Source organism: Trichocoleus sp. FACHB-6 (assembly GCF_014695815.1).
Lineage (GTDB): Bacteria > Cyanobacteriota > Cyanobacteriia > Cyanobacteriales > FACHB-T130 > Funiculus > Funiculus sociatus.
Window position 1 is genome coordinate 20,776 of record NZ_JACJOY010000067.1, and the last position, 19,973, is coordinate 40,748.

Annotated in this window: 16 protein-coding genes; all 16 read left to right on the forward strand. The window is 43.0% G+C overall.

The annotated features are described in order from the left end of the window. Nucleotides 1–58: 58 nt before the first annotated feature. The 16 genes from H6F66_RS12740 (at nucleotide 59) to H6F66_RS12810 (ending at nucleotide 19,970) form a co-directional block, all read left to right on the forward strand. Entirely contained in the window at nucleotides 59–1,207 is a 1,149-nt protein-coding gene (locus H6F66_RS12740; RefSeq protein ID WP_190421750.1) for a glycosyltransferase, read from the forward strand. After that, nucleotides 1,197–2,027: a class I SAM-dependent methyltransferase gene (locus H6F66_RS12745; RefSeq protein WP_190421751.1), complete on the forward strand. Its 831-nt coding sequence runs from the start codon at nucleotides 1,197–1,199 to the stop codon at nucleotides 2,025–2,027. The genes H6F66_RS12740 and H6F66_RS12745 overlap by 11 nt, the downstream gene beginning before the upstream one ends. After that, complete coding sequence (gene asnB, locus H6F66_RS12750; protein ID WP_190421753.1) at nucleotides 2,028–3,998, forward strand: asparagine synthase (glutamine-hydrolyzing); 1,971 nt, start codon at nucleotides 2,028–2,030, stop codon at nucleotides 3,996–3,998. Nucleotides 3,999–4,051: 53 nt separating this feature from the next. Continuing rightward, entirely contained in the window at nucleotides 4,052–4,711 is a 660-nt protein-coding gene (locus tag H6F66_RS12755; protein WP_190421755.1) for a TylF/MycF/NovP-related O-methyltransferase, read from the forward strand. Between the two features lie 107 nt (nucleotides 4,712–4,818). Further along, entirely contained in the window at nucleotides 4,819–6,099 is a 1,281-nt protein-coding gene (locus H6F66_RS12760; RefSeq protein ID WP_190421764.1) for a nucleotide sugar dehydrogenase, read from the forward strand. Nucleotides 6,100–6,114: 15 nt separating this feature from the next. Beyond that, nucleotides 6,115–7,020, forward strand: coding sequence for a class I SAM-dependent methyltransferase (locus H6F66_RS12765; protein WP_190421765.1), 906 nt, complete (start codon nucleotides 6,115–6,117; stop codon nucleotides 7,018–7,020). 127 nt (nucleotides 7,021–7,147) lie between these two features. Then, nucleotides 7,148–8,305 (forward strand): glycosyltransferase family 4 protein, encoded by a 1,158-nt coding sequence (locus H6F66_RS12770; protein WP_190421767.1) that lies wholly within the window; start codon nucleotides 7,148–7,150, stop codon nucleotides 8,303–8,305. Nucleotides 8,306–8,347: 42 nt separating this feature from the next. Beyond that, nucleotides 8,348–9,373, forward strand: a complete 1,026-nt coding sequence (locus H6F66_RS12775; RefSeq protein WP_190421778.1) for a polysaccharide deacetylase family protein — start codon at nucleotides 8,348–8,350, stop codon at nucleotides 9,371–9,373. Nucleotides 9,374–9,385: 12 nt separating this feature from the next. Continuing rightward, on the forward strand, nucleotides 9,386–10,360 hold the full coding sequence (locus H6F66_RS12780; RefSeq protein ID WP_190421780.1) for an NAD-dependent epimerase/dehydratase family protein: 975 nt from the start codon (nucleotides 9,386–9,388) through the stop codon (nucleotides 10,358–10,360). Next, a complete protein-coding gene (locus H6F66_RS12785) occupies nucleotides 10,360–11,340 on the forward strand; it encodes a glycosyltransferase family 4 protein (protein WP_190421782.1) in 981 nt (326 codons plus the stop codon). Before H6F66_RS12780 ends, H6F66_RS12785 begins: the two co-directional genes overlap by 1 nt. Before the next feature lie 322 nt (nucleotides 11,341–11,662). Further along, the gene (locus H6F66_RS12790) at nucleotides 11,663–14,224 is read left to right on the forward strand and encodes an efflux RND transporter periplasmic adaptor subunit (protein WP_190421784.1); all 2,562 of its coding nucleotides are present in this window, start codon (nucleotides 11,663–11,665) and stop codon (nucleotides 14,222–14,224) included. A 64-nt stretch (nucleotides 14,225–14,288) separates the two neighbouring features. After that, nucleotides 14,289–16,085: a pentapeptide repeat-containing protein gene (locus tag H6F66_RS12795; RefSeq protein WP_190421786.1), complete on the forward strand. Its 1,797-nt coding sequence runs from the start codon at nucleotides 14,289–14,291 to the stop codon at nucleotides 16,083–16,085. Nucleotides 16,086–16,118: 33 nt separating this feature from the next. Then, entirely contained in the window at nucleotides 16,119–17,060 is a 942-nt protein-coding gene (locus tag H6F66_RS12800; protein WP_190421788.1) for a hypothetical protein, read from the forward strand. Nucleotides 17,061–17,113: 53 nt separating this feature from the next. Next, a complete protein-coding gene (locus tag H6F66_RS28905; RefSeq protein ID WP_277873892.1) occupies nucleotides 17,114–17,239 on the forward strand; it encodes a hypothetical protein in 126 nt (41 codons plus the stop codon). A 113-nt stretch (nucleotides 17,240–17,352) separates the two neighbouring features. Further along, nucleotides 17,353–18,501 carry an aminotransferase class V-fold PLP-dependent enzyme gene (locus H6F66_RS12805; protein ID WP_190421837.1) on the forward strand — a complete coding sequence of 383 codons (1,149 nt, stop codon included), beginning with the start codon at nucleotides 17,353–17,355 and terminating at the stop codon, nucleotides 18,499–18,501. A 59-nt stretch (nucleotides 18,502–18,560) separates the two neighbouring features. After that, nucleotides 18,561–19,970, forward strand: a complete 1,410-nt coding sequence (locus H6F66_RS12810; RefSeq protein WP_190421789.1) for a cytochrome P450 — start codon at nucleotides 18,561–18,563, stop codon at nucleotides 19,968–19,970. The last annotated feature ends 3 nt before the right edge of the window (nucleotides 19,971–19,973 follow it).

The window sequence follows — 19,973 nt, forward strand, 5'->3', positions numbered from 1 at the left end:
ACATGAATTGTCTACTCACTGGTTTTGGAACGTGCTAAGGTTCAAGGGAAATTTGAGTATGGGTAAGAGTTTCCGAGTTGTTCACATCATCGCCGGGCTTCCTAGCGACGGCGCTGAAATGATGCTTTATAAGCTCTTGTCCAGGATGAACCGAAAGCGCTTCAATTCAGTTGTAGTTTCTTTGATGGATCGCGGCACCTTGGGCGATCGCATAGAAGCTTTAGGCATTCCTGTTTACACTATCGGTATGAAACCGGGAAGACCTACAATTGCTTCTATTTGGCGAATAATTAGCACAATTCGCAATATCAAACCCGGTCTCATTCAAGGTTGGTTGTCTCACGGCAACTTGGCTGCACAATTAGTTAGTGCTTTTGTGCCAGGACGAGTTCCTGTGCTGTGGAATGTCCGTCACTCAGCTTTGCCAAGAAGCGATACAAAAATCGGAACTCTGTTAATCATCAAACTGCTAGCTTATTTATCTCGCTTGCCAGCCAAAATAATTTATAACTGCAAAATCGGTGCTGACGATCATCAGCAAATTGGCTACGATATTGAGAAAACTATTATTATTCCCAATGGTTTTGATACAAACCTATTTGCACCCTCGGTAGAAGCTCGCCTCAGTGTTCGCTCAGAGCTGAACCTTGCTGAAAATACTTTTTTCATTGGTCGATTGGGTCGTTTTCATCCCATGAAAGACCATCTTACCTTTCTCCAAGCGGCTGCTTTTTTATTAAAAGTTTATCCAGAAGTTCACTTCCTGTTGGCTGGGAGTGGAATTGATGGAAATAACCAAGTTTTACACCAGTTTATTAAACAATTAAATATTGGTGAAAAGATACACTTACTAGGAGAGCGTCAAGATATATCCCGGATTGCGGCTGCTTTAGACATTGCTACCTCTTCTTCTGCTTATGGCGAAGGCTTTCCTAATATTATTGGCGAAGCTATGTCTTGTGGAGTGCCTTGTGTGGTGACTGATGTGAGCGATTCTGCTTGGATTGTGGGAGACACGGGACGAGTAGTACCGCCAAGAGATCCAAAAGCATTATGTGCGGCGTGGGTAGATTTGATTGAGATAGGAAGCTCAGCACGGGTTGAGCTGGGTGCAAGAGCAAGACAGCGAATTCAAACGGAATTGTCACTTGAAAAAATAGTTTATCAATACGAGAAACTTTACGAAGAACAACTCTATGGAATCTAATATCGACCAAGCAGTTGTTGAGGGATTTGGTGATGAATGGAGCAGATTTGACCAATCCGAACTGTCTCCAGAAGAAGAACTAGCAATGTTCAACGACCACTTCTGCATTTTTCCTTGGGATGTATTGCCAGCAAATTCTATTGGTTTCGATCTTGGATGTGGCAGCGGTCGTTGGGCAAAATTGCTGGCGCCAAGGGTAGGTGAACTGCACTGTATAGATCCCAGCGCTGCTGCCTTAGAGGTTGCTAAAAAAAATTTAGTTGGACAGCAAAATTGCCAATTTCATCTAGCTAGTGTTGACACTATACCTTTAAATAATGAGTCAGCAGATTTTGGCTATGCAATCGGAGTGTTGCATCATATACCCGATACGCAGATGGGGATTAAGTCTTGTGTAGCTAAATTAAAGCAAAAAAGTCCTTTTTTACTTTACTTATACTACGCTTTTGATAATAGACCTTGGTGGTTCAGGCTCATCTGGAAAGTTAGTGAGATGGGGCGTTTTATACTATCGCGCTCGCCTGCTCCCATCCGTTATTTCTTAAGCCAAGTTATCGCCCTTTTTATTTACCTACCCCTAGCCCGATTTTCAGTGATTTTAGAGAAGATCGGTATAGATGTTGATTCAGTTCCTTTGTCGTATTATAAGGACAAAAGCTTTTATACAATGCAAACAGATGCGTTGGATCGGTTTGGGACAAAATTAGAAAAAAGATTTACAAAAAATCAGATTTTAAAAATGATGGAATCAGCGGGGTTAGAGAAAATAGCGTTCAGCGATCGCGCTCCTTATTGGTGTGCAGTAGGCTATAAAAAATAAATGTGCGGCATCACGGGTTTTTGGGACACCTCTCGACAATTTAGTACCGACACCATGCAGGCGATCGCCCAAAAAATGTCGGACACCTTGCGGCATCGAGGGCCAGACGATCGCGGCGTGTGGGTCGATGCAGAAGTGGGACTTGCTTTAGGTCATCGGCGTCTGGCAATTGTGGATCTTTCCCCCGAAGGACATCAGCCGATGGTGTCTGCCGATGGTCGTTACGTGATTGTATTTAATGGCGAGATTTATAACTTTTTAGAATTACGGCGGCAACTGGAACGCCTGGGCCATCGGTTTCGGGGGCATTCCGATACCGAGGTGATGCTGGCAAGTTTTAGCCAGTGGGGACTGGATCGGGCAATTAGGCATTTTAACGGGATGTTTGCCTTTGCCTTGTGGGATAATCGGGAGCGAATTTTATATTTAGGGCGCGATCGCCTCGGTGAAAAACCCCTTTACTACGGTTGGCTGGGCGAAACTTTCTTATTTGCCTCCGAGTTAAAAGCCCTGAAAGCTTATCCCCATTTTCAGGCTGAAATCAACCGGGATGCCCTAGCACTGTTTGTGCGCTATAACTACGTTCCTGCGCCTTATTCTATCTACCAAGGCATCTACAAGCTGCCCCCCGGACAAGTTTTAAGCTGGAACGGTTCGGGAACTCACCCCGATCCGATACCATATTGGTCTCTAAGGGATGTTGCCCAATTCGGTCTTGCCAATCCCTTCACTGGCACGACATCGGAAGCAGTAGCAAAACTGGAGGCACTCTTACAGGATGCGATCGCCCTGCGAAGAGTAGCTGATGTCCCCTTGGGCGCTTTCCTGTCGGGGGGTATCGACTCCTCTACCGTCGTCGCCTTGATGCAGGCGCAAAGCGGTCAACGGGTGAAAACGTTTACCATCGGTTTCTATGAAGATGCTTACAATGAAGCTCAATATGCCAAAGCTGTCGCCCAGCATCTCGGTACTGACCACACAGAACTTTACGTTACCCCAAAGGAAGCGATCGCTGTCATCCCCAAACTGCCGGCTTTGTATGACGAACCCTTCGCCGACTCCTCCCAAATTCCCACCTTCCTAGTTTCCCAGCTTGCCAAGCAACACGTCACCGTCAGCCTTTCTGGGGATGGGGGAGATGAACTCTTCGCCGGATACAACCGCTATTTCTGGGGTCGTCGCATTTGGCAGCAAATTGGCTTTTTCCCCCAACCTTGGCGACAAGCGGCGGCGAATGTCTTAACTGCGCGATCGCCTCAAACTTGGAACCGTGACTTTGCCCGAATTCAGCCATTGCTGCCGACTCAACTCAGGCAACGCTTACCGGGTGATAAATTGCATAAACTAGCAGAAATTTTGCCCTCTGCCAGCCCGGAAGCAATGTACCAGCAGCTAGTATCCCATTGGAAAGTCCCAGAATCCTTAGTGGTGGGAGGAACCGAACCCCCCACAGTTCTAAGTGACCTAAAACAATGGGTGGATCTGCCAGATTTTACGCAGCGGATGATGTACCTAGATACTCTCACCTATTTGCCTGACGATATTCTGACTAAAGTAGATAGAGCCAGTATGGGTTTGAGTCTAGAAACCAGAGTGCCTTTTCTCGAGCCCAGAGTTGTCGAATTTGTTTGGCAGATCCCACTTCCTCTGAAAATTCATCAGGGGCAGAGCAAGTGGCTATTACGTCAAGTTTTGTATAAGTATGTGCCGCCCAGCTTAATCGAACGCCCTAAAATGGGCTTTGGCGTTCCGATTGACAACTGGCTGCGGGGTGAGTTAAGAGATTGGGCAGAAGCCTTACTGAGCGAACATCGGTTGCGCGAGGAAGGCTTTTTTCATCCCCAACCGATTCGGCAGAAATGGGAGGAACATTTAGCAAGCGATTCCCTTGGGGATAGCTCCCCTTACCGCAACTGGCAGTATCATCTATGGGATATTCTAATGTTTCAGGCTTGGCTAGATGAAAACTAATCGCCTGCGTTCGCCAAGATACTTGGCTTAAATTAATAAAACAGGGAAGTACAATGTTTGCCTCGTTTCTAAAGCTATTTAAAGAATTAGCCTTTTATACTCCTCTGAATTATTATGTTTTTTACACCTACAGATATAACTTCACTCCCGCACAATTGAGCTTTTTATGCAGTTGCCTTGATCAAACTAAAACTTTGTCAGGTTCAATTCTAGAAATAGGATGTGCGGGTGGACATACCACAGTTTTTCTCAACAAGCACATGGAGTTTTCAGGAATAGAGAAACCCTACATTTGTATTGATACATTTTCGGGCTTTACTGAATTTGATATAAATCATGAGGTTTTTAACAGAGCTAAAGATAAAAACCGCTATACTGGATTTCGAGTTAATAAAAAGAAATGGTTTGATTATACAATTCAACAAAATGGAATCAGCAGAGTGAAGTCTTACCAGGCAGATATTAATCAATTCGATTTCAACAGTCTTACGAATATTTCCTTTTGTATAATTGATGTGGATTTATATCTTCCTGTTAAAACTGCATTAGAAAAAGTTTACAGCTTGCTTGATGAAGGAGGCATCATTGTAGTTGATGATTGTAAACCTAATCAAATCTTTGATGGAGCTTATCAGGCATACTGTGAATTTCTGTCCAATCGCAAACTTGAGAAGAAAATTATTTTAGATAAATTAGGGATTATATCAAAATGAATTTAAAATAAAAGCTTATAACTACAAATAAATTGTAAAAATGATAGCTGTGAAATGGCGCTTTATTTTGAATTTAATCACCTTCAATATTCAAGCAAATTACTACTATGAATGAGCGTATCGCAGTAATTGGTCTTGGCTATGTCGGTCTTCCCGTTGCCTTAGCCTTTGCAAAAAAATTCCCCAACACTGTTGGCTTTGATATCAATCTCGAAAAGATTACAGATTTAAAGAAGGGTATAGACCACACGGGTGAAGTTTCGGCTGATGATCTCAAGCTTTCTAGTCTTAAGATTACATCAGAAGCAATTGATTTAGAAAAAATTAACTTTTTTGTTGTTGCTGTACCAACTCCGATTGATAGCGACAAGAAACCTAACCTAACCCCCCTTATTAAAGCTTCCGAGACTATCGGCAAAGTGCTACAACCCGGTTCGGTAGTAGTGTATGAATCTACAGTCTACCCAGGAGTGACAGAAGATATTTGTGCGCCAATCTTAGCCAAAGTATCGGGTTTACAACCTGGGATTGATTTTAAGCTGGGCTACTCACCGGAACGGATTAATCCCGGCGATCGAACACATAGTCTTGAAAAAATTCTCAAAGTGGTAGCAGGACAAGATGCTGAAACATTAGAACGGGTAGCAAAAGTATACGCGGCTATTATTGATGCAGGCGTTTATCTAGCTGCTTCCATAAAAGTAGCAGAAGCAGCAAAGGTTATTGAAAATACCCAACGCGACTTGAACATTGCTCTCATGAACGAGCTAGCTTTAATTTGTGACCGACTGGGTATTCGGACTAAAGATGTACTCGATGCTGCCCAAACTAAGTGGAACTTTTTACCCTTCACTCCTGGTCTAGTAGGGGGTCATTGCATCGGAGTTGATCCTTATTATTTGACTACAAAAGCAGAACAGGTTGGATATCACCCGCAAGTCATTTTAGCGGGTCGCCGCATTAATGATGGCATGGGTCAGTTTTTGGCACAACGTCTCATCAAACTCTTAATAGCAGCGGATGTGCATATTAAAGGCGCTCGTCTGGGGATTCTAGGGCTAACCTTCAAAGAAAATGTGTCTGATTTACGCAATAGTCGCGTACCAGATATCGTAACTGAATTGAGGCAATTTGGAATTGAGCCTCTAGTACACGATCCCCTCGCTAATCCTGATGAAGCACAACAGGAATACGGCATTTATTTAGCACAATGGTATGATATGTCTGATCTAGATGGGCTGGTATTGGCGGTGAATCATTGCTACTATCTGGAAATGTCACACCAGCAACTATTATCGGGACTACGTCCAGGTGGCGTATTGATGGATGTAAAATCTATTATTCATCCTGACAATTTACCCCCAGAGATTCATTACTGGAGTTTGTAGGAAAGCGTAATTATTATGCAAAATATTAAAACAAATGTTCCTTGGTGGCTGAGAATTTCTAGTAAGTTGGTGTTATCTCGCTTACCGATTGCCTATGCCTTATGGGAGCGTCTTGCCCTATTTAAGCATGGAGAAATGGATGACCCAAGCTATGCTTATCGGATTTTTATCCAGTATTTTGAACGCTTTAAACAGCATTATCAGCGTCAGGCTGACTTTCTTAATCAACCACAGCAAGATTCTCCTAAAGAATTCGTAACATTGGAAATGGGTCCAGGAGATTCGCTAGCTTCCGGGATGATTAGTTGGGCTTTTGGCGGGTCGGCCTCCTATCTGGTTGATGTTGGGGACTTTGCATCAAAAGATATAGAAACCTATCGGGTGATGGCAGACTTTGTGGTTCAAAAAGGCTTGCCTGCGCCTGACATCCAGACTTTTAAATCTATAGAAGAGCTACTTGATTGTTGCTCTATAACGTATTTAACATCAGGTTTATCATCTTTACGAACCATTCCAGATCGCTCTGTAGACTTTATTTGGTCGCACGGTGTACTTGGATTAGTGAGAAAAGCAGAATTTCTCGATACTCTGCGAGAATTGCGTAGAATTATTCGAGATACTGGTGTATGTTCACATAAAATCGGTTTTACTGATGCTTATTATGAATTGAACAGCCTTAGATTTCCTGAACCAATCTGGGAATCGGATTTTATGGCTTTATCAGGTTTTTATACTAATAGAATCAAATACTCGCAGATGCTAGAACTGTTCCGTCAAGCCAATTTCGAGGTAGAAGTGCTAGAAATAGATCGTTTGCCTGAACTTCCAATATCTCGCTCTAAAATTTCTAAAGAGTTTCAACATATTTCTGATGAAGAGTTGTGCATATCTAGTGTTTCTGTACTTTTAAAACCAATTTAAGTTTCTGTATGATTAATAAATAATAAAAACCTAAACTAAAGGTTTTAAATAAATAGAACACTAAAAGTTTAACTAGTAAATCGGTATGCTTGTATACCAAAGTGGGTGATTCAAGAGGAAGTTTCCAATGAAAATCCTGCATATTTGTGCAGTTGAATTTACTGTAAAGTATCTTCTGCTACCTCAAATTAATTACTTTCTGTCCCATAATTTATCGGTTGAAATAGCTTGTTCTCCGGGTCAGGAAGTTGAAGAACTCCAAAAACTAGGATATAAGATTCAGCCGATTCCGATTGAGCGGCGAATCGCTCCCGTTTCTAATCTAATCAGTATTTATCAGCTAACAAAGCTAATCCGCCAAAATCAGTATGATCTGGTTCACGTACACACTCCCATCGCCTCAGTGCTGGGTAGAATCGCCGCTAAACTTGCGGGAGCAAAACGAATTGTCTATACTGCTCACGGCTTTTATTTTCATGATGATATGCCTGCGAAGCAATATCGCTTTTATCACAGCGTAGAGCGATTTGCAGGGGTGCTTACCGATGTAATCTTGACTCAAAGCCGCGAAGACTTAGCTACATCTGAAAAAACCGGACTTTGCGAACCGCAAAAACTGCGCTATTTAGGCAATGGTGTTAATGTAGAACGATTCCACCGTTCCAACCTAGTTCGCGATCGTCAGCAACAATTGCGACAGGAACTCAATTTACCTGAAGCAGCTTTTCCAATTATTGCAACAACTGGAAGAATTACAGCAGAGAAAGGCTATCTAGAACTGATTCAAGCCTTAGCAAAACTTTGCTCTCAATTCCCTAACGTGCATCTTTTGGTGATTGGAGGACAACTCAGTAGCGAACGCGATACTTTCCAGTCACAATTAAATCACTTTCTCCAACAGCAAAACTTAGAGCGCTGTGTAACTTTTACGGGTCTTCGCAGCGATACGCCGGAATTACTAGGCTTAGCAGATGTGTTTACATTACCATCCTACCGAGAAGGCTTGCCTCGCTCTATCTTAGAAGCAATGGCGATGGAACTTCCGGTTGTCGCCACCGATATTCGCGGCTGTCGAGAAGCTGTTGTCAATAGGGAAACTGGCTTAATTGTTCCTCCTCGAAATAGCGACAAACTAGCCGATGCTCTGAGCAAAGTTTTAGCAGATTCGGAGATGAGGGAGACTTTTGGTAAAGCTGGTCGCCAGCGGGTTAAATCTGAATATGATGAGCGTTTCGTTTTTCAGCGACTCGCAGAATGCTATCGAGAATTAGGAATTTTGCCGTAATGTACCGTTTCTACTTTCAATTTTTTAAAGCATAAGGATTGTATGACAGATAAAAACAGTAGTTTTGTTATTTCCTTAGATTTTGAACTCTACTGGGGAGTTCGAGATAACAGAACGATTGAAAGTTATACAAACAATCTTTTGGGCGTGCGCTCTGTTGTACCGGCACTTTTAAAGTTATTTAAAAAATATGAAATTCATACGACTTGGGCGACCGTTGGTTTTTTATTCTTCGATACTCATGCAGAATTGCTAGAAGGATTACCTAACGAAAGACCTAAGTATTCAAATAGTAATTTTTCTCCCTATGAGTATGTCAACCGCATTGGGAGTAATGAGCGAGAAGACCCCTTTCATTATGCTTTGTCGTTAATAAAATTAATTGCTAATTATCCCTATCAAGAAATAGCGACTCATACTTTTTCTCACTATTACTGTTTAGAAAAAGGTCAAACTATTGAAACTTTTCAAGAAGACTTGGAAGCCGCAAAAAAAGCCGCAAAAAAATATAACTTAAATTTGGAAAGCTTGGTTTTTCCTAGAAATCAGTTTAACATCCAGTATATCCAGGTTTGTAAAGAAATGGGAATCAAAGCTTACCGTGGGAATGAGTCTTCCTGGCTTTATACTGCTAAAAGTCAAGAAAATGAATCTTTAGCAAGGAGAGCTATACGATTAATAGATGCATACTTGAATATTTCAGGACACAATTCTTATCCTGTAAATGAAATACTAGGTGATTTTCCTTTCAATATTCCTTCAAGTCGATTCCTTCGTCCTTATGGGACTAGGTTAAAACTTTTAGAACCCTTAAGGTTGCAACGGATACTATCTGATATGACCTATGCAGCTAAGAAGGGTCAGGTTTACCATTTGTGGTGGCACCCTCACAATTTTGGGAGTTATTTAAATGAAAATTTATCGTTTTTGCAAAACATACTAGATCATTATTTAAAACTTCAGGATAGTTATGGTATGGAAAGTTTAAATATGGGAGAACTATCTCAGCGGTTAATGAAACTTTCAAAATTGGACGTGAAGAATGAGTGTTTAACTAGCAGAATTTAGGGATATTAGCAGATGAGAATTTTTATTACTGGCGCTACGGGTTTTATTGGCAGTCATCTCCTCCCGTTTTTAAATCAACAAGATTGGCAAATAGTTACCGCTAGCCGTAGCTATGATATTTCTAATAAATTACTTAATAATATTACTCAAGTTCCTATTGGTGAAATTGATGGCAATACCAATTGGCAAAATGCTATCAATGGTATTGATACGGTAATTCATTTGGCGGCTCGCGCCCATATTTTACAAGACAAATCTCCTAATCCGGAAGCAGATTTTTTTAAAGTTAATACTGAGGGTACTGCTAATCTTGTTAAACAGTCGATTGCAGCAGGAGTGAAGCATTTTGTTTTCATCAGTTCTATCGGCGCGATCGCATCCGAGAGCAACCACCCGCTGACTGAAAACACATCCCCACAACCCGATACTCCCTATAGGCGCAGCAAACGACAAGCAGAAATTGCGTTGATTGATCTTGCCAGCCACAGTAACATGACCTGGACAATTCTACGCCCTCCCCTAGTTTATGGTGCTGGCAACCCCGGCAATATGGAACGTTTAGTTAAACTAATCGACCGAGGTTTACCGTTGCCTTTTGGGTTAGTAAAAAATCGCCGTAGTCTTATATATGTGGGTAATCTTGTAGATGCGATCGCTACCACACTCACCCACCCCAAGGCTACCAATCAAATTTTTCTCGTTAGCGACGGTCAAGACCTCTCAACACCCCAATTAATTCGGAAAATTGCTGATAACAGGGGACAACCTTGTAAACTCCTACCAGTTCCACCCAGCTTACTCAAAATCGCCGGATATTTAGGAGATACAGTAGAACACCTCAGCAAAAAACCTCTTCCCCTCAACACACCAACAATTAATCGCCTTCTCGGTTCCTTATTTATTGACAGCAGCCACATCCAAACTACACTAAACTGGCAACCACCTTATACGATTGATGAGGGTTTATTGCAAACACTACGAAAATAATGATATTTTTAATTTTGTTATTTATTAGCTTTCTAATTAGCCTGCTTGCTGTTGCCTTGATTAAGCAGCGCTTGAGTCAACATCTTTTAGATATTCCTAACGAACGCAGTTCCCACACTCAACCCACACCACGCGGCGGCGGCTTAGGTTTTATAATTGCTTTCGCTCTCACCAGCAGTTTAGCCTCAGCGTTACAAAGCAATTTTGCTTTCCCCAACCCCACCTTTGTCTGGCTAATTCTCACCCCTCTCGCTATCATTGGCATCATCGACGATCGGCGCGGCGTTCCGGCGAGTCTTCGCTACTTGGTGCAGCTAGTCGCTGCTGTAGTTGCAATAGCTTGTTTCGGAACCTTCCCCCAGCCTTGGTTGGATTTTGGCACTGTAGGCGCGATCGCCAGCATAACTCTGAGTGCGATCGCATTCACCGCCACGATTAATTTTTATAACTTTATGGATGGCTTGGATGGTCTTGTCGCTGGTGTCACCGCCGTCCAACTCAGTTTTCTAGCACTTTACCTGAATCAACCCCTGTTATTTTTCCTCGTCGCCGCCCTCTTGGGCTTCCTCTGGTGGAACTGGTCGCCTGCTAGAATTTTTATGGGCGATGCAGGTAGCACCGTCCTGGGAGCAACAGTAGCCATTGCGCTGCTCAACACCTCTGACCCGGTGCAAGCGTGGTCAGCTTTAGCCATTACCACCCCACTCACCGCCGATGCCATTTACACCCTGATTGTTCGTCTGATGCGCCACGAAAATATCTTTCAAGCGCACCGCAGCCATCTGTACCAACGCTTACAGCAGTCTGGCTGGTCGCACCGTCAAGTTGCTAGTACCTACATCGGCTTAACAATTTTTATTGCCATCAGCATCAGCCTTTTTGATGGCAAAGCTGCTTTGCTCAGTGCCGTTGGCGTTGCGGCTACGATGATTTTAGGTGAAGTTTATTTGCGATCGCTCAAAAATTCCTATCAGCAATGAGTCGCCCCAGCCATACCAGCTATATTAGTTTCTATAGGCTCAAAACATCAACAGCAACAAAAGAGCCGCATTGAAATCTGGAAGTTTACATTATAACCTTGTTTAAACTAATACAGTAATTAACATAAGTTATGCTAAAAAAGATGCTTGCGGCATGGCATAACATTCCCTCGGTACTACATTATCAATGGCTAAAACCTCACGTTGCTGTTGCTCTTAGAATTACTTTGCACTTGCACCATTGCCAAAAAACACGGCAAGTTTTTAACATTTGTCCAAATCATAGTAACCCAAGGCAAGCGAAATCCAGGGCTTTTTTCCCATGTATAAAGTATCACAAACCCGGCTGCGACAGGATCTTATCGTTACATCTACCACTAATAAAGTAACAGAGAGCAAAACCCATCTCATCAAAGATCCCATTTCCGGAGAAACTTTTGAGTTTGGAGAAGAGGAATATTTTCTCTGTCAATCTATAAATGGAATTTCTACTACATCCCAAATAATCGCCGCATTTAAAAGTCGTTTCGATCTGTCAATTACAGAAAATGATTTTAATCAGTTCGCTGAACAAATAACCAGCTATGGCTTATTAGAACCCTGCGACACTCCAGTTTTTTCTTCATCTTCTTCATTAGTTTCATTCCAAGAAACAGAAGATTTTGGGCAACCAGATATCTCAAAGGAATCAGTAGAGAAAAATCAGGAAGAAAAAGTCAAACAAAAGCCTCGTCCCCAAAAAGTAGAAAATCTTAAAGAATTTAGATGGAAACTTTTTAATCCTGATACATTTTACACATTTGTAGCGAAAATCTTACGACCTTTTGGATGGTTTTTTAAAGGTCTAATTTGGTTACTTATTCCGGGCGTACCTTTAGCCCTTTTAATTTATTTTAAAGAACAACATGCTATTTGGCAAGACATAAAAACATTTTCAGTACCGGAAGCTTACTTTGTTAAGATTCTGGTTAACATGATGTCAATAAACATAATCAGTAGACTAATTCAAGGCATAGTTTGTACTGCTTTAGGTGGAACAGTAAAAGAGTTTGCCTTGCAGCTAAGATTTGGCATTCTTCCCCGTTTTCAGAACGATAGACGTGGGTATCGACAGCTTAGACGTAGAGGGCAATTGTGGACAATTGCAAGTCCCTTATTAGCTAGACTTTTCTTTTTCGTTATAGGAACATTTATTTGGTATTGCACACATGGAACGGGAACAAGCTTGCCGCTGATGGGTCTTTTCTTTGCCCAAGCTGGTCTTTTTGGCTTTTTGATACTTATCCTTCCTATTTGGGGTGAAGGCTATAGATTTTTTGTTCTTCTTTTTAAGCTTCCCCCCCAGTTGTTTCAGCGAGCTTTGCAAACCTTTATGTTTACAATCCAGGGTCGCTCCTTGCCAACAACAATATCCTCCGGTCAGAAGTGGAGTTTACTACTATATGCGCTGATCATCATATCTTTTTGGTTCTACCTGATGACAAAAGTAGTTTTTTCTACTGCCAAAGGGCTAGTAGTAAGTTACCCAGATATTTTTGGTAGAAGTACCAGATTCATCTTTATCGGCGCGATCGCATCAATGGCCTTATATTGGACGAGCAAAAAATGGTCAAAGATGACGCAAAAAGGCAAAAATCCGAATCCCTCTCCCGTAGTTGATCGTGAAGTAAATGTACCGGAAAAGGCACACTTACACATAGCCAAGAAAACCCGTTCCAAAACAAATCACTTAGTCAAAATTTTACTTCTTGTTGGCTTAGGCATTGTCCTTTTCTTGCCCTACCCCTATAAACCAGGTGGCCCCATTCAGTTAATGCCTCCTGCACAAGCAAAAATTCAAGCCCCAATTTCTGGAAAAATTACCAAAGTATTCTTTGAGGGCGGCAACGGTAAATTGATAAAATCCGGAACCGTAATTGCCACAATGGAATCAACCGATCTAAATAACTCTATCTTAACATTGCAGCAGCAAGTAAACGAACAGCAAGCCGTTCTGGAAAAGCAGCAAGATAAAGTCAATCAACTGCTAAATACTCCCAGCAAACAAGAAGTAGAAGTGGCAAAAAAAGAACTTGAAGTTGCTAAACAAGAAGTAGAAGTTTCTAAAAGGCAGCTAGAAGTTGCCATGACCAAAGCCCAGTTTAGCGCTCGTCAAGCTGCACGTTTTGAAGGTTTATATAAACAAGGGGCTTATTCTTTACAACTATTGGAAGAGGCACAAAAACAGGCGGAAACAGACCGCATCAATACAGAAGCAATGCGCGATATTATCGCCAGAAAGCAAAAAGATGTAGAGAAATCAGAAGCCGATCTCCAGGTAGTTTTGAGTGGAGTGCCTCCAGATGAAATAGAAGCTGCTCGTCGGGATGTTAAAGCTGCTCGCGCTAATCTGAATCGGGTACAACAACAATTGAAATATGCTAATGAGCAACTAAAAACAACCCAGCTACTAATGCCTATTGATGGCCACTTAACCACTTCGTATCTTGGACATAAATTAGGGACTTACCTAAAGGAAGGCGATACGTTTGCTGTCGCTGAGAACGATCGCAACTTTATCGGTCAGATATCGATTCCGGAAGATAACATAGGTGAATTTGCAGTTGGCAATCAGGTGGAAATTAAGCTTTTAGCATATCCCGATAAACCTATATGGGGAAAAATAGTTTCTATTGAACCGATTGCTACCGATGAACCTAGCCAACCCGCCACACAAGTTGTAAAGGTTAATGTAGAAATCCCCAATTCCGATTCCCAGAGACTTTTGAAAACCGGAATGTCTGGTTATGCCAAGGTGAATGGAGGGACAAAGCCAGTCATTGTGGCGTTTACTCGTCCAATTGCCCGCTTCATCCAAGTTGAAGTTTGGTCTTGGCTTCCTTAGCACAACAGGCAAATTTCGCATATTTTTTAGTTTCAGCGATCGCTAACTTAGATTCTGAAAAACAATGCCTGAATATAGCAGTAGAAACGTAATACTGAAACGATATTCTCTAGGCGAACGGGATTTTCGTAAGGTCAATCTAAGTGGTGCAAACTTAAATGATGCAGACCTCAGTAAAGTGGATTTAACTGAGGCAATTATGAATCAGGTAACTCTATGTCAGGCGATTTTGGCTGAAGCAAAATTAACTGGGATCAATTTGAGTGGGTCGGCTCTAATTGAGGCAAATCTAGTTAGAGCCGACCTAAGTGAAGCAAATTTGACTGATACAATCTTATGTTGGGCAGACCTAAGAAATGCCAATTTATGTAGGGCAAATTTAAGTGAGGCAAATTTAGTTAAGACAAACTTGAATCGAGCAAATTTGAATGGGGCTTCTTTGAATCGAGCAAATTTGAATGGGGCTTCTTTGAATCGAGCAAATTTGAGTGGGGCTTCTTTGAGTGGGGCATTCTTATTAGAAGCAAATCTGCTGGGTGCAAATTTGAGTGGAGCTTCTTTGCGAGAAGTTAACTTGCAACAGACAAACCTTCAAGGAGTTTTCTACGATGCTACTACCCAGTTCCCGGAACACTTCGATCCAATTTCAGCAGGAGCGTACTTAATCGCTCCTAAAGTCCATTTAGTGGGAGTAGACTTGCCAGCAGCCAATCTACCACAAGCCAACCTTGCATCCTCTAACTTAAGTCAAGCCAACTTCAGCAAGGCTAACCTGCAACACGCTAACCTCAGCGCTATAATATTAAATCGAACCAATCTCAGGGAAGCTAACCTGCAACACGCCAACCTTGCAGGAGCGAGTTTAATTGCAGCAGACCTCAGAGCAGCCAACCTCAGCCAAGCCAACCTGCAACAAGCACAATTAGCCCAAGTTCTCTACGACCAGGAAACTCAGTTTCCCAGCGATTTTGAGCCAAATACTGCTAAAGCATACTTAATCGCCCCTGGTTCTGAGTTAGTGGGAGCTAATTTAGCTCAAGCAAATCTCAACAATAGTCAGCTGTGCAAAGCTAATCTTCGCGCCGCCTGCTTGGTGGGAGCCTCTTTGCGAAAAACTGATTTAGCTCAAGCAAATCTTACTGATGCTGATTTGAGTGGTACCGATTTAGCAACAGCTAACCTAGTTGGAGCTTGTTACAACCAGCAGACGCGATTTCCCCAGGATTTTGAGCCACATCAAGCCGGAGCGTTCTTAATTGCTCCTTGTACTTCCCTTGTGGGAGTTGATTTGCAACAGCTAGATTTGCCAAATGCTAACCTGAGTGGGGCATCTTTGAGTGCAGCCAACCTGAGTAAAAGCAATCTCACTAGGGCTAATCTTAAAGCGGTTAAGCTGGAAAATGCGAATCTGTGCGACGCTAATCTCACAGGAGCCGACCTCAGACGCGCCGACCTAACTGGGGCTAATTTAATCGGAGCCAACTTACAGCAAGTTGTCTACAACCCAGCTACTCGCTTTCCCCAAGATTTTGACCCGATGGCTTCAGGAGCATACTTGATTGCTCCCAATGTATCACTCCAAAAAGCTAATTTACAGGCTGTAGATTTGAGTGGGGTGAATTTAACAAAAGCTAACTTAACAAAGGCTAATCTGTGCGGTGCTAAGCTATCTGGAGCAATTCTTTTGGGAGTTAATTTGTCTGGAGCTAATCTTCAGGGAGCCGATTTAAGCGGGGCAATCTTGAAAGGAGCAAACTTGAGTAAATCAAATTTAACTAATGCTAACCTAAGAGCTGTAGATTTAAAGCAGGTGATACTAGAAGGGGCAGTCATGCCCGACGGAACAATCTACGAGGAATAAGAACAATTTACAATTTATTTTTACAGTTTTATTGTGTCTTACTTGAATAAGAATATTTTAGAACTAAATCCAGTTGGAATCATAAATAATTTCATTCTTGAGCGATACACTAATAGCGCTAATGCTTTGCGCCAAGTGCCGATTAAAATTTACTACCCGCAAGCATCAGGATTATTCCCTGTCATTATTTTTTCGCATGGTTCGGGAGGGTCAAAAAATGCCTTTTCTTACCTGGGGCGCTTTTGGGCTAGTCATGGCTATATTTCCATCCATCCAACTCATTTTGGCAGCGACAAATCTGTGTTTCAGAGTGGTGGACGTGAGGCACTTGAGAACAGTTCTAAAGACCCTCAACAATGGCGCGATCGCGCTGGTGACATATCCTTCCTCATCGACTCCTTCAAGCAATTAGAACGTAGTATTCCCCCATTAACCCAAAAAATAGACTACTCCCACATAGGTGTCGCCGGTCATTCCTATGGTGCTTATACAGCAATATTGATTGCTGGCGCGTTAGTGGACATACCCCAACAGCCAAATATTACTTTTCAAGACGAGCGCGCCTGCGCCTTTTTAGGGATATCTTCTCAAGGAAGTGGTACTTATGGTTTAACTAAAAGCTCTTGGAATGAAATTCAAGCGCCTGTAATGACAGTGAGTGGAACCAAGGAAACAGGAGGAAAAGGAAAGCCTAAATCGTGGCGGTTGGAACCTTTTAAATATATGCCTCCAGGCAATAAATATCATACTCTTATTCAAAATGCTGAGCACTCTTCCTATAATGATTACAAACGCAGTACAGAAATATCCAAATTAGAAATGCAAGCTATAAATGATATTCATATTTATCTTCAGAGCGCAAGTATTGCTTTCTGGGATGCTTACCTCAAGCAGGATAATTCAGCAAGAGAATATCTAAAATCCAAAGCGCTCCAAATTTATAGCAACGGCAAGGCTTCAATTATTGAAAGATAATTAATGACATTTAGCATGGTTAAACGCAGCTAAATGCACAAGTTGCAGTCCTTGTGTCAATAAACCGATACTACCGACGGCTGGAAGATTGGCGACTTGCTGCGGCAATTTTTGCCGATCATCCGACTGAGAGTCCCCTTAGATGCGAAACCCAATATTGGCAAGGGTTTGATGGGTAACGCTAAAGCTCTACCTATCCTACAATCCTATAAATAATTAGATCCATGTACTTACTTGCACCCAGCTAACTTTAAACTCTAAGTTATTGCTAGCTCAATTAACCCTAGAAAAAATAATGCTAACGTCCTCAATTAACAACACGACTCGACTGCAACTTGCCCCTTTAAAAATACCAACTCGTCTGCTACTTGGGCCAGGGCCATCAAATGCCCATCCCGCGGTACTTCAGGCGATGAATACCCCTCCTGTTGGACACCTCGACCCCGCATTTCTGGGGCTGATGGACGAAATCCAGACCTTGCTGCGCTATGTTTGGCAAACGGAAAATCCACTCACCATTGCAGTAAGCGGTACAGGAACCGCCGCAATGGAAGCAACCATCGCTAATGTTACTGAACCGGGTGATGTGGTTCTAGTTGGTGTGAATGGTTACTTCGGCAACCGTCTTGTTGATATGGCCGGACGCTATGGTGCCGATGTGCGAACCATTACCAAACCTTGGGGACAAGTGTTCGCCCTAGACGAACTCCGCACCGCCTTGGAAACTCATCGCCCTGCTATTCTGGCTTTAGTTAATGCTGAGACATCCACCGGGGCGCGTCAACCATTGGAAGGAGTCGGCGATCTGTGTCGTGAATTTGACTGTCTGCTGTTGGTGGATACAGTTACCAGTTTGGGTGGTGTTCCCTTGTTTCTGGATGAGTGGAAGGTTGACCTAGCTTATAGTTGCAGCCAGAAAGGGTTAGGTTGTCCGCCCGGTGCTTCGCCGTTTACAATGAGTCCCCGTGCGGTTGAGAAAATGCAACAACGTCGCACTAAGGTGGCTAACTGGTATCTGGATATGACGTTGTTGAGTAAGTATTGGGGTCAAGAACGCACTTATCACCACACTGCCCCGATTAACTTGTACTATGCTCTGCGGGAAGCGCTGCGTTTGATTGCCGAAGAAGGAATAGAAAATTGCTGGATGCGTCACCAAAAGAATGTTGAGTATCTTTGGGAGGGGTTAGAAGATTTAGGACTCACCATGCACGTTGAACGAGAGTTTCGTTTGCCTACGCTTACTACTGTTTGCATTCCAGAGGGTTTGGATGGGAAGGTGATCGCGCGTCAGGTGCTGATGGAACACAATATAGAAATTGGGGGCGGATTAGGCGAACTGGCTGGTAAAGTCTGGCGTGTGGGTTTGATGGGCTTTAACAGTCGTCCAGAAAGTGTAGATCGACTTTTGGAAGCACTGCGGCAGGTTTTAGCCAAATAGTGCAGGTGGTTCCTATAGAGATTCTCAACTGCATCTAACATGACACAGCTTGCATAGTTATGAACCAAGATATCGACGAGGTACTGGTACTAGAGGAAGGACAAGCACCACCAAAAGATGCGATCGCGCCACCTCGAAAGCCAAGGTGGTCAGACACATTAAATTACATTGCCAATCCGGATCGCTTCTGTCGCCAAAATCTAGAAAAGTACGGTGCCATTTTTAACACCAGTGTCTTTGGTGGCACTACTATCTTTGTGGGTTCAGCTAAAGCTACTCAAATGACATTTAATGGGGACTTGAAATACACAGAAATTGCTTTGCCAGCGACCACGATGGATATGTTTGGCGAGTACAGTCTGTTTCAGCGTCCCGATTTGCATCGCCAGCGCAAAAGCGCACTGCGTCCCGGACTGACTGGTCAGGTACTTGAGAGATATGCGCCGGCGATTGAGAGTGCCATTTTACTAGGCATTTCCGAGTGGCCCACCCCTAGTAAAATGGCACTGTACCCAGCAGTGGAGAAGATTTGCTTTGATGTACTCGTCCCCCTGCTGCTGGGAGTCAGCTTGAATGACGCCGATCCAACCACTTTTGAGGGACTACCTGTATCCTCCAAAGCCGAACTAAAGGCGTTGTACAAGACCTTTTTTGATGGTTTCTATGGCTTGTTGAAGTGGAAGTCACCCTTTACAGCCTACGGCAGGGGATGGAAAGCACGCGCAAGGCTAATTGACTTCATGCGTGCAGTTGTACGACGACGGCGGACACAGGGCGGAGTCCTTGACCCCACAGTAGACTTCCTCTCAATGATGCTAGCCAGTCAGGAAGAAAACCCGGATGGAGTCTTTAGCGATGCCTTGATTGAAAACCAGTGTCTGCTACAGTTGTGGGCTTCACACTATGAAATTTCGGGGCTGGTGGCTTCCCTGATATACCAGCTTGGACACCACCCGCAGGTACTACAGCGGCTGCGGGAAGAACAAACTGAAGTGATGGGCAAACAAAGCAATATCAGCACGTTCTTACCCGAACATCTCAAGCAGATGGTATTCCTAGAGGCAACCATCAAAGAAACGCTACGCACGCTACCTCCTAGTTCTACTGCCAACCGCCGGCTCACTAAGTCTGTGGTACTGGATGGCGTGCTGTATAAACAGGGCTGTTCGGTGATGGCAGAACCGCGAATTGCACATATCATGCCAGAATACTTTCACGAACCGGAGGTATTTTCTCCAGAGCGATTCCTGCCCCCTCGCAATGAAGGTAAAATGTATGAGTTCATCCCCTTTGGTGGCGGCGTACACGCTTGTTTAGGGGCGCAGTTGGCGATGGTTGTTACTAAGATATTTGCCTCTAATTTGCTGCACAAGTTTGATTGGAAGCTGACAGGTGATGCAAAATTTGTGCAATTTCCTCTGAAGAAGATTAGGGATGATTACCAAATTGAAATAACACACCGAGTTTAAGAT

Excerpts from the sequence above, each read along its gene's own strand:
- H6F66_RS12740 (WP_190421750.1), top strand. The coding sequence starts at position 59 with ATGGGTAAGAGTTTCCGAGTTGTTCACATCATCGCCGGGCTTCCTAGC.
- H6F66_RS12745 (WP_190421751.1), top strand. The coding sequence starts at position 1,197 with ATGGAATCTAATATCGACCAAGCAGTTGTTGAGGGATTTGGTGATGAA.
- asnB (WP_190421753.1), top strand. The coding sequence starts at position 2,028 with ATGTGCGGCATCACGGGTTTTTGGGACACCTCTCGACAATTTAGTACC.
- H6F66_RS12755 (WP_190421755.1), top strand. The coding sequence starts at position 4,052 with ATGTTTGCCTCGTTTCTAAAGCTATTTAAAGAATTAGCCTTTTATACT.
- H6F66_RS12760 (WP_190421764.1), top strand. The coding sequence starts at position 4,819 with ATGAATGAGCGTATCGCAGTAATTGGTCTTGGCTATGTCGGTCTTCCC.
- H6F66_RS12765 (WP_190421765.1), top strand. The coding sequence starts at position 6,115 with ATGCAAAATATTAAAACAAATGTTCCTTGGTGGCTGAGAATTTCTAGT.
- H6F66_RS12770 (WP_190421767.1), top strand. The coding sequence starts at position 7,148 with ATGAAAATCCTGCATATTTGTGCAGTTGAATTTACTGTAAAGTATCTT.
- H6F66_RS12775 (WP_190421778.1), top strand. The coding sequence starts at position 8,348 with ATGACAGATAAAAACAGTAGTTTTGTTATTTCCTTAGATTTTGAACTC.
- H6F66_RS12780 (WP_190421780.1), top strand. The coding sequence starts at position 9,386 with ATGAGAATTTTTATTACTGGCGCTACGGGTTTTATTGGCAGTCATCTC.
- H6F66_RS12785 (WP_190421782.1), top strand. The coding sequence starts at position 10,360 with ATGATATTTTTAATTTTGTTATTTATTAGCTTTCTAATTAGCCTGCTT.
- H6F66_RS12790 (WP_190421784.1), top strand. The coding sequence starts at position 11,663 with ATGTATAAAGTATCACAAACCCGGCTGCGACAGGATCTTATCGTTACA.
- H6F66_RS12795 (WP_190421786.1), top strand. The coding sequence starts at position 14,289 with ATGCCTGAATATAGCAGTAGAAACGTAATACTGAAACGATATTCTCTA.
- H6F66_RS12810 (WP_190421789.1), top strand. The coding sequence starts at position 18,561 with ATGAACCAAGATATCGACGAGGTACTGGTACTAGAGGAAGGACAAGCA.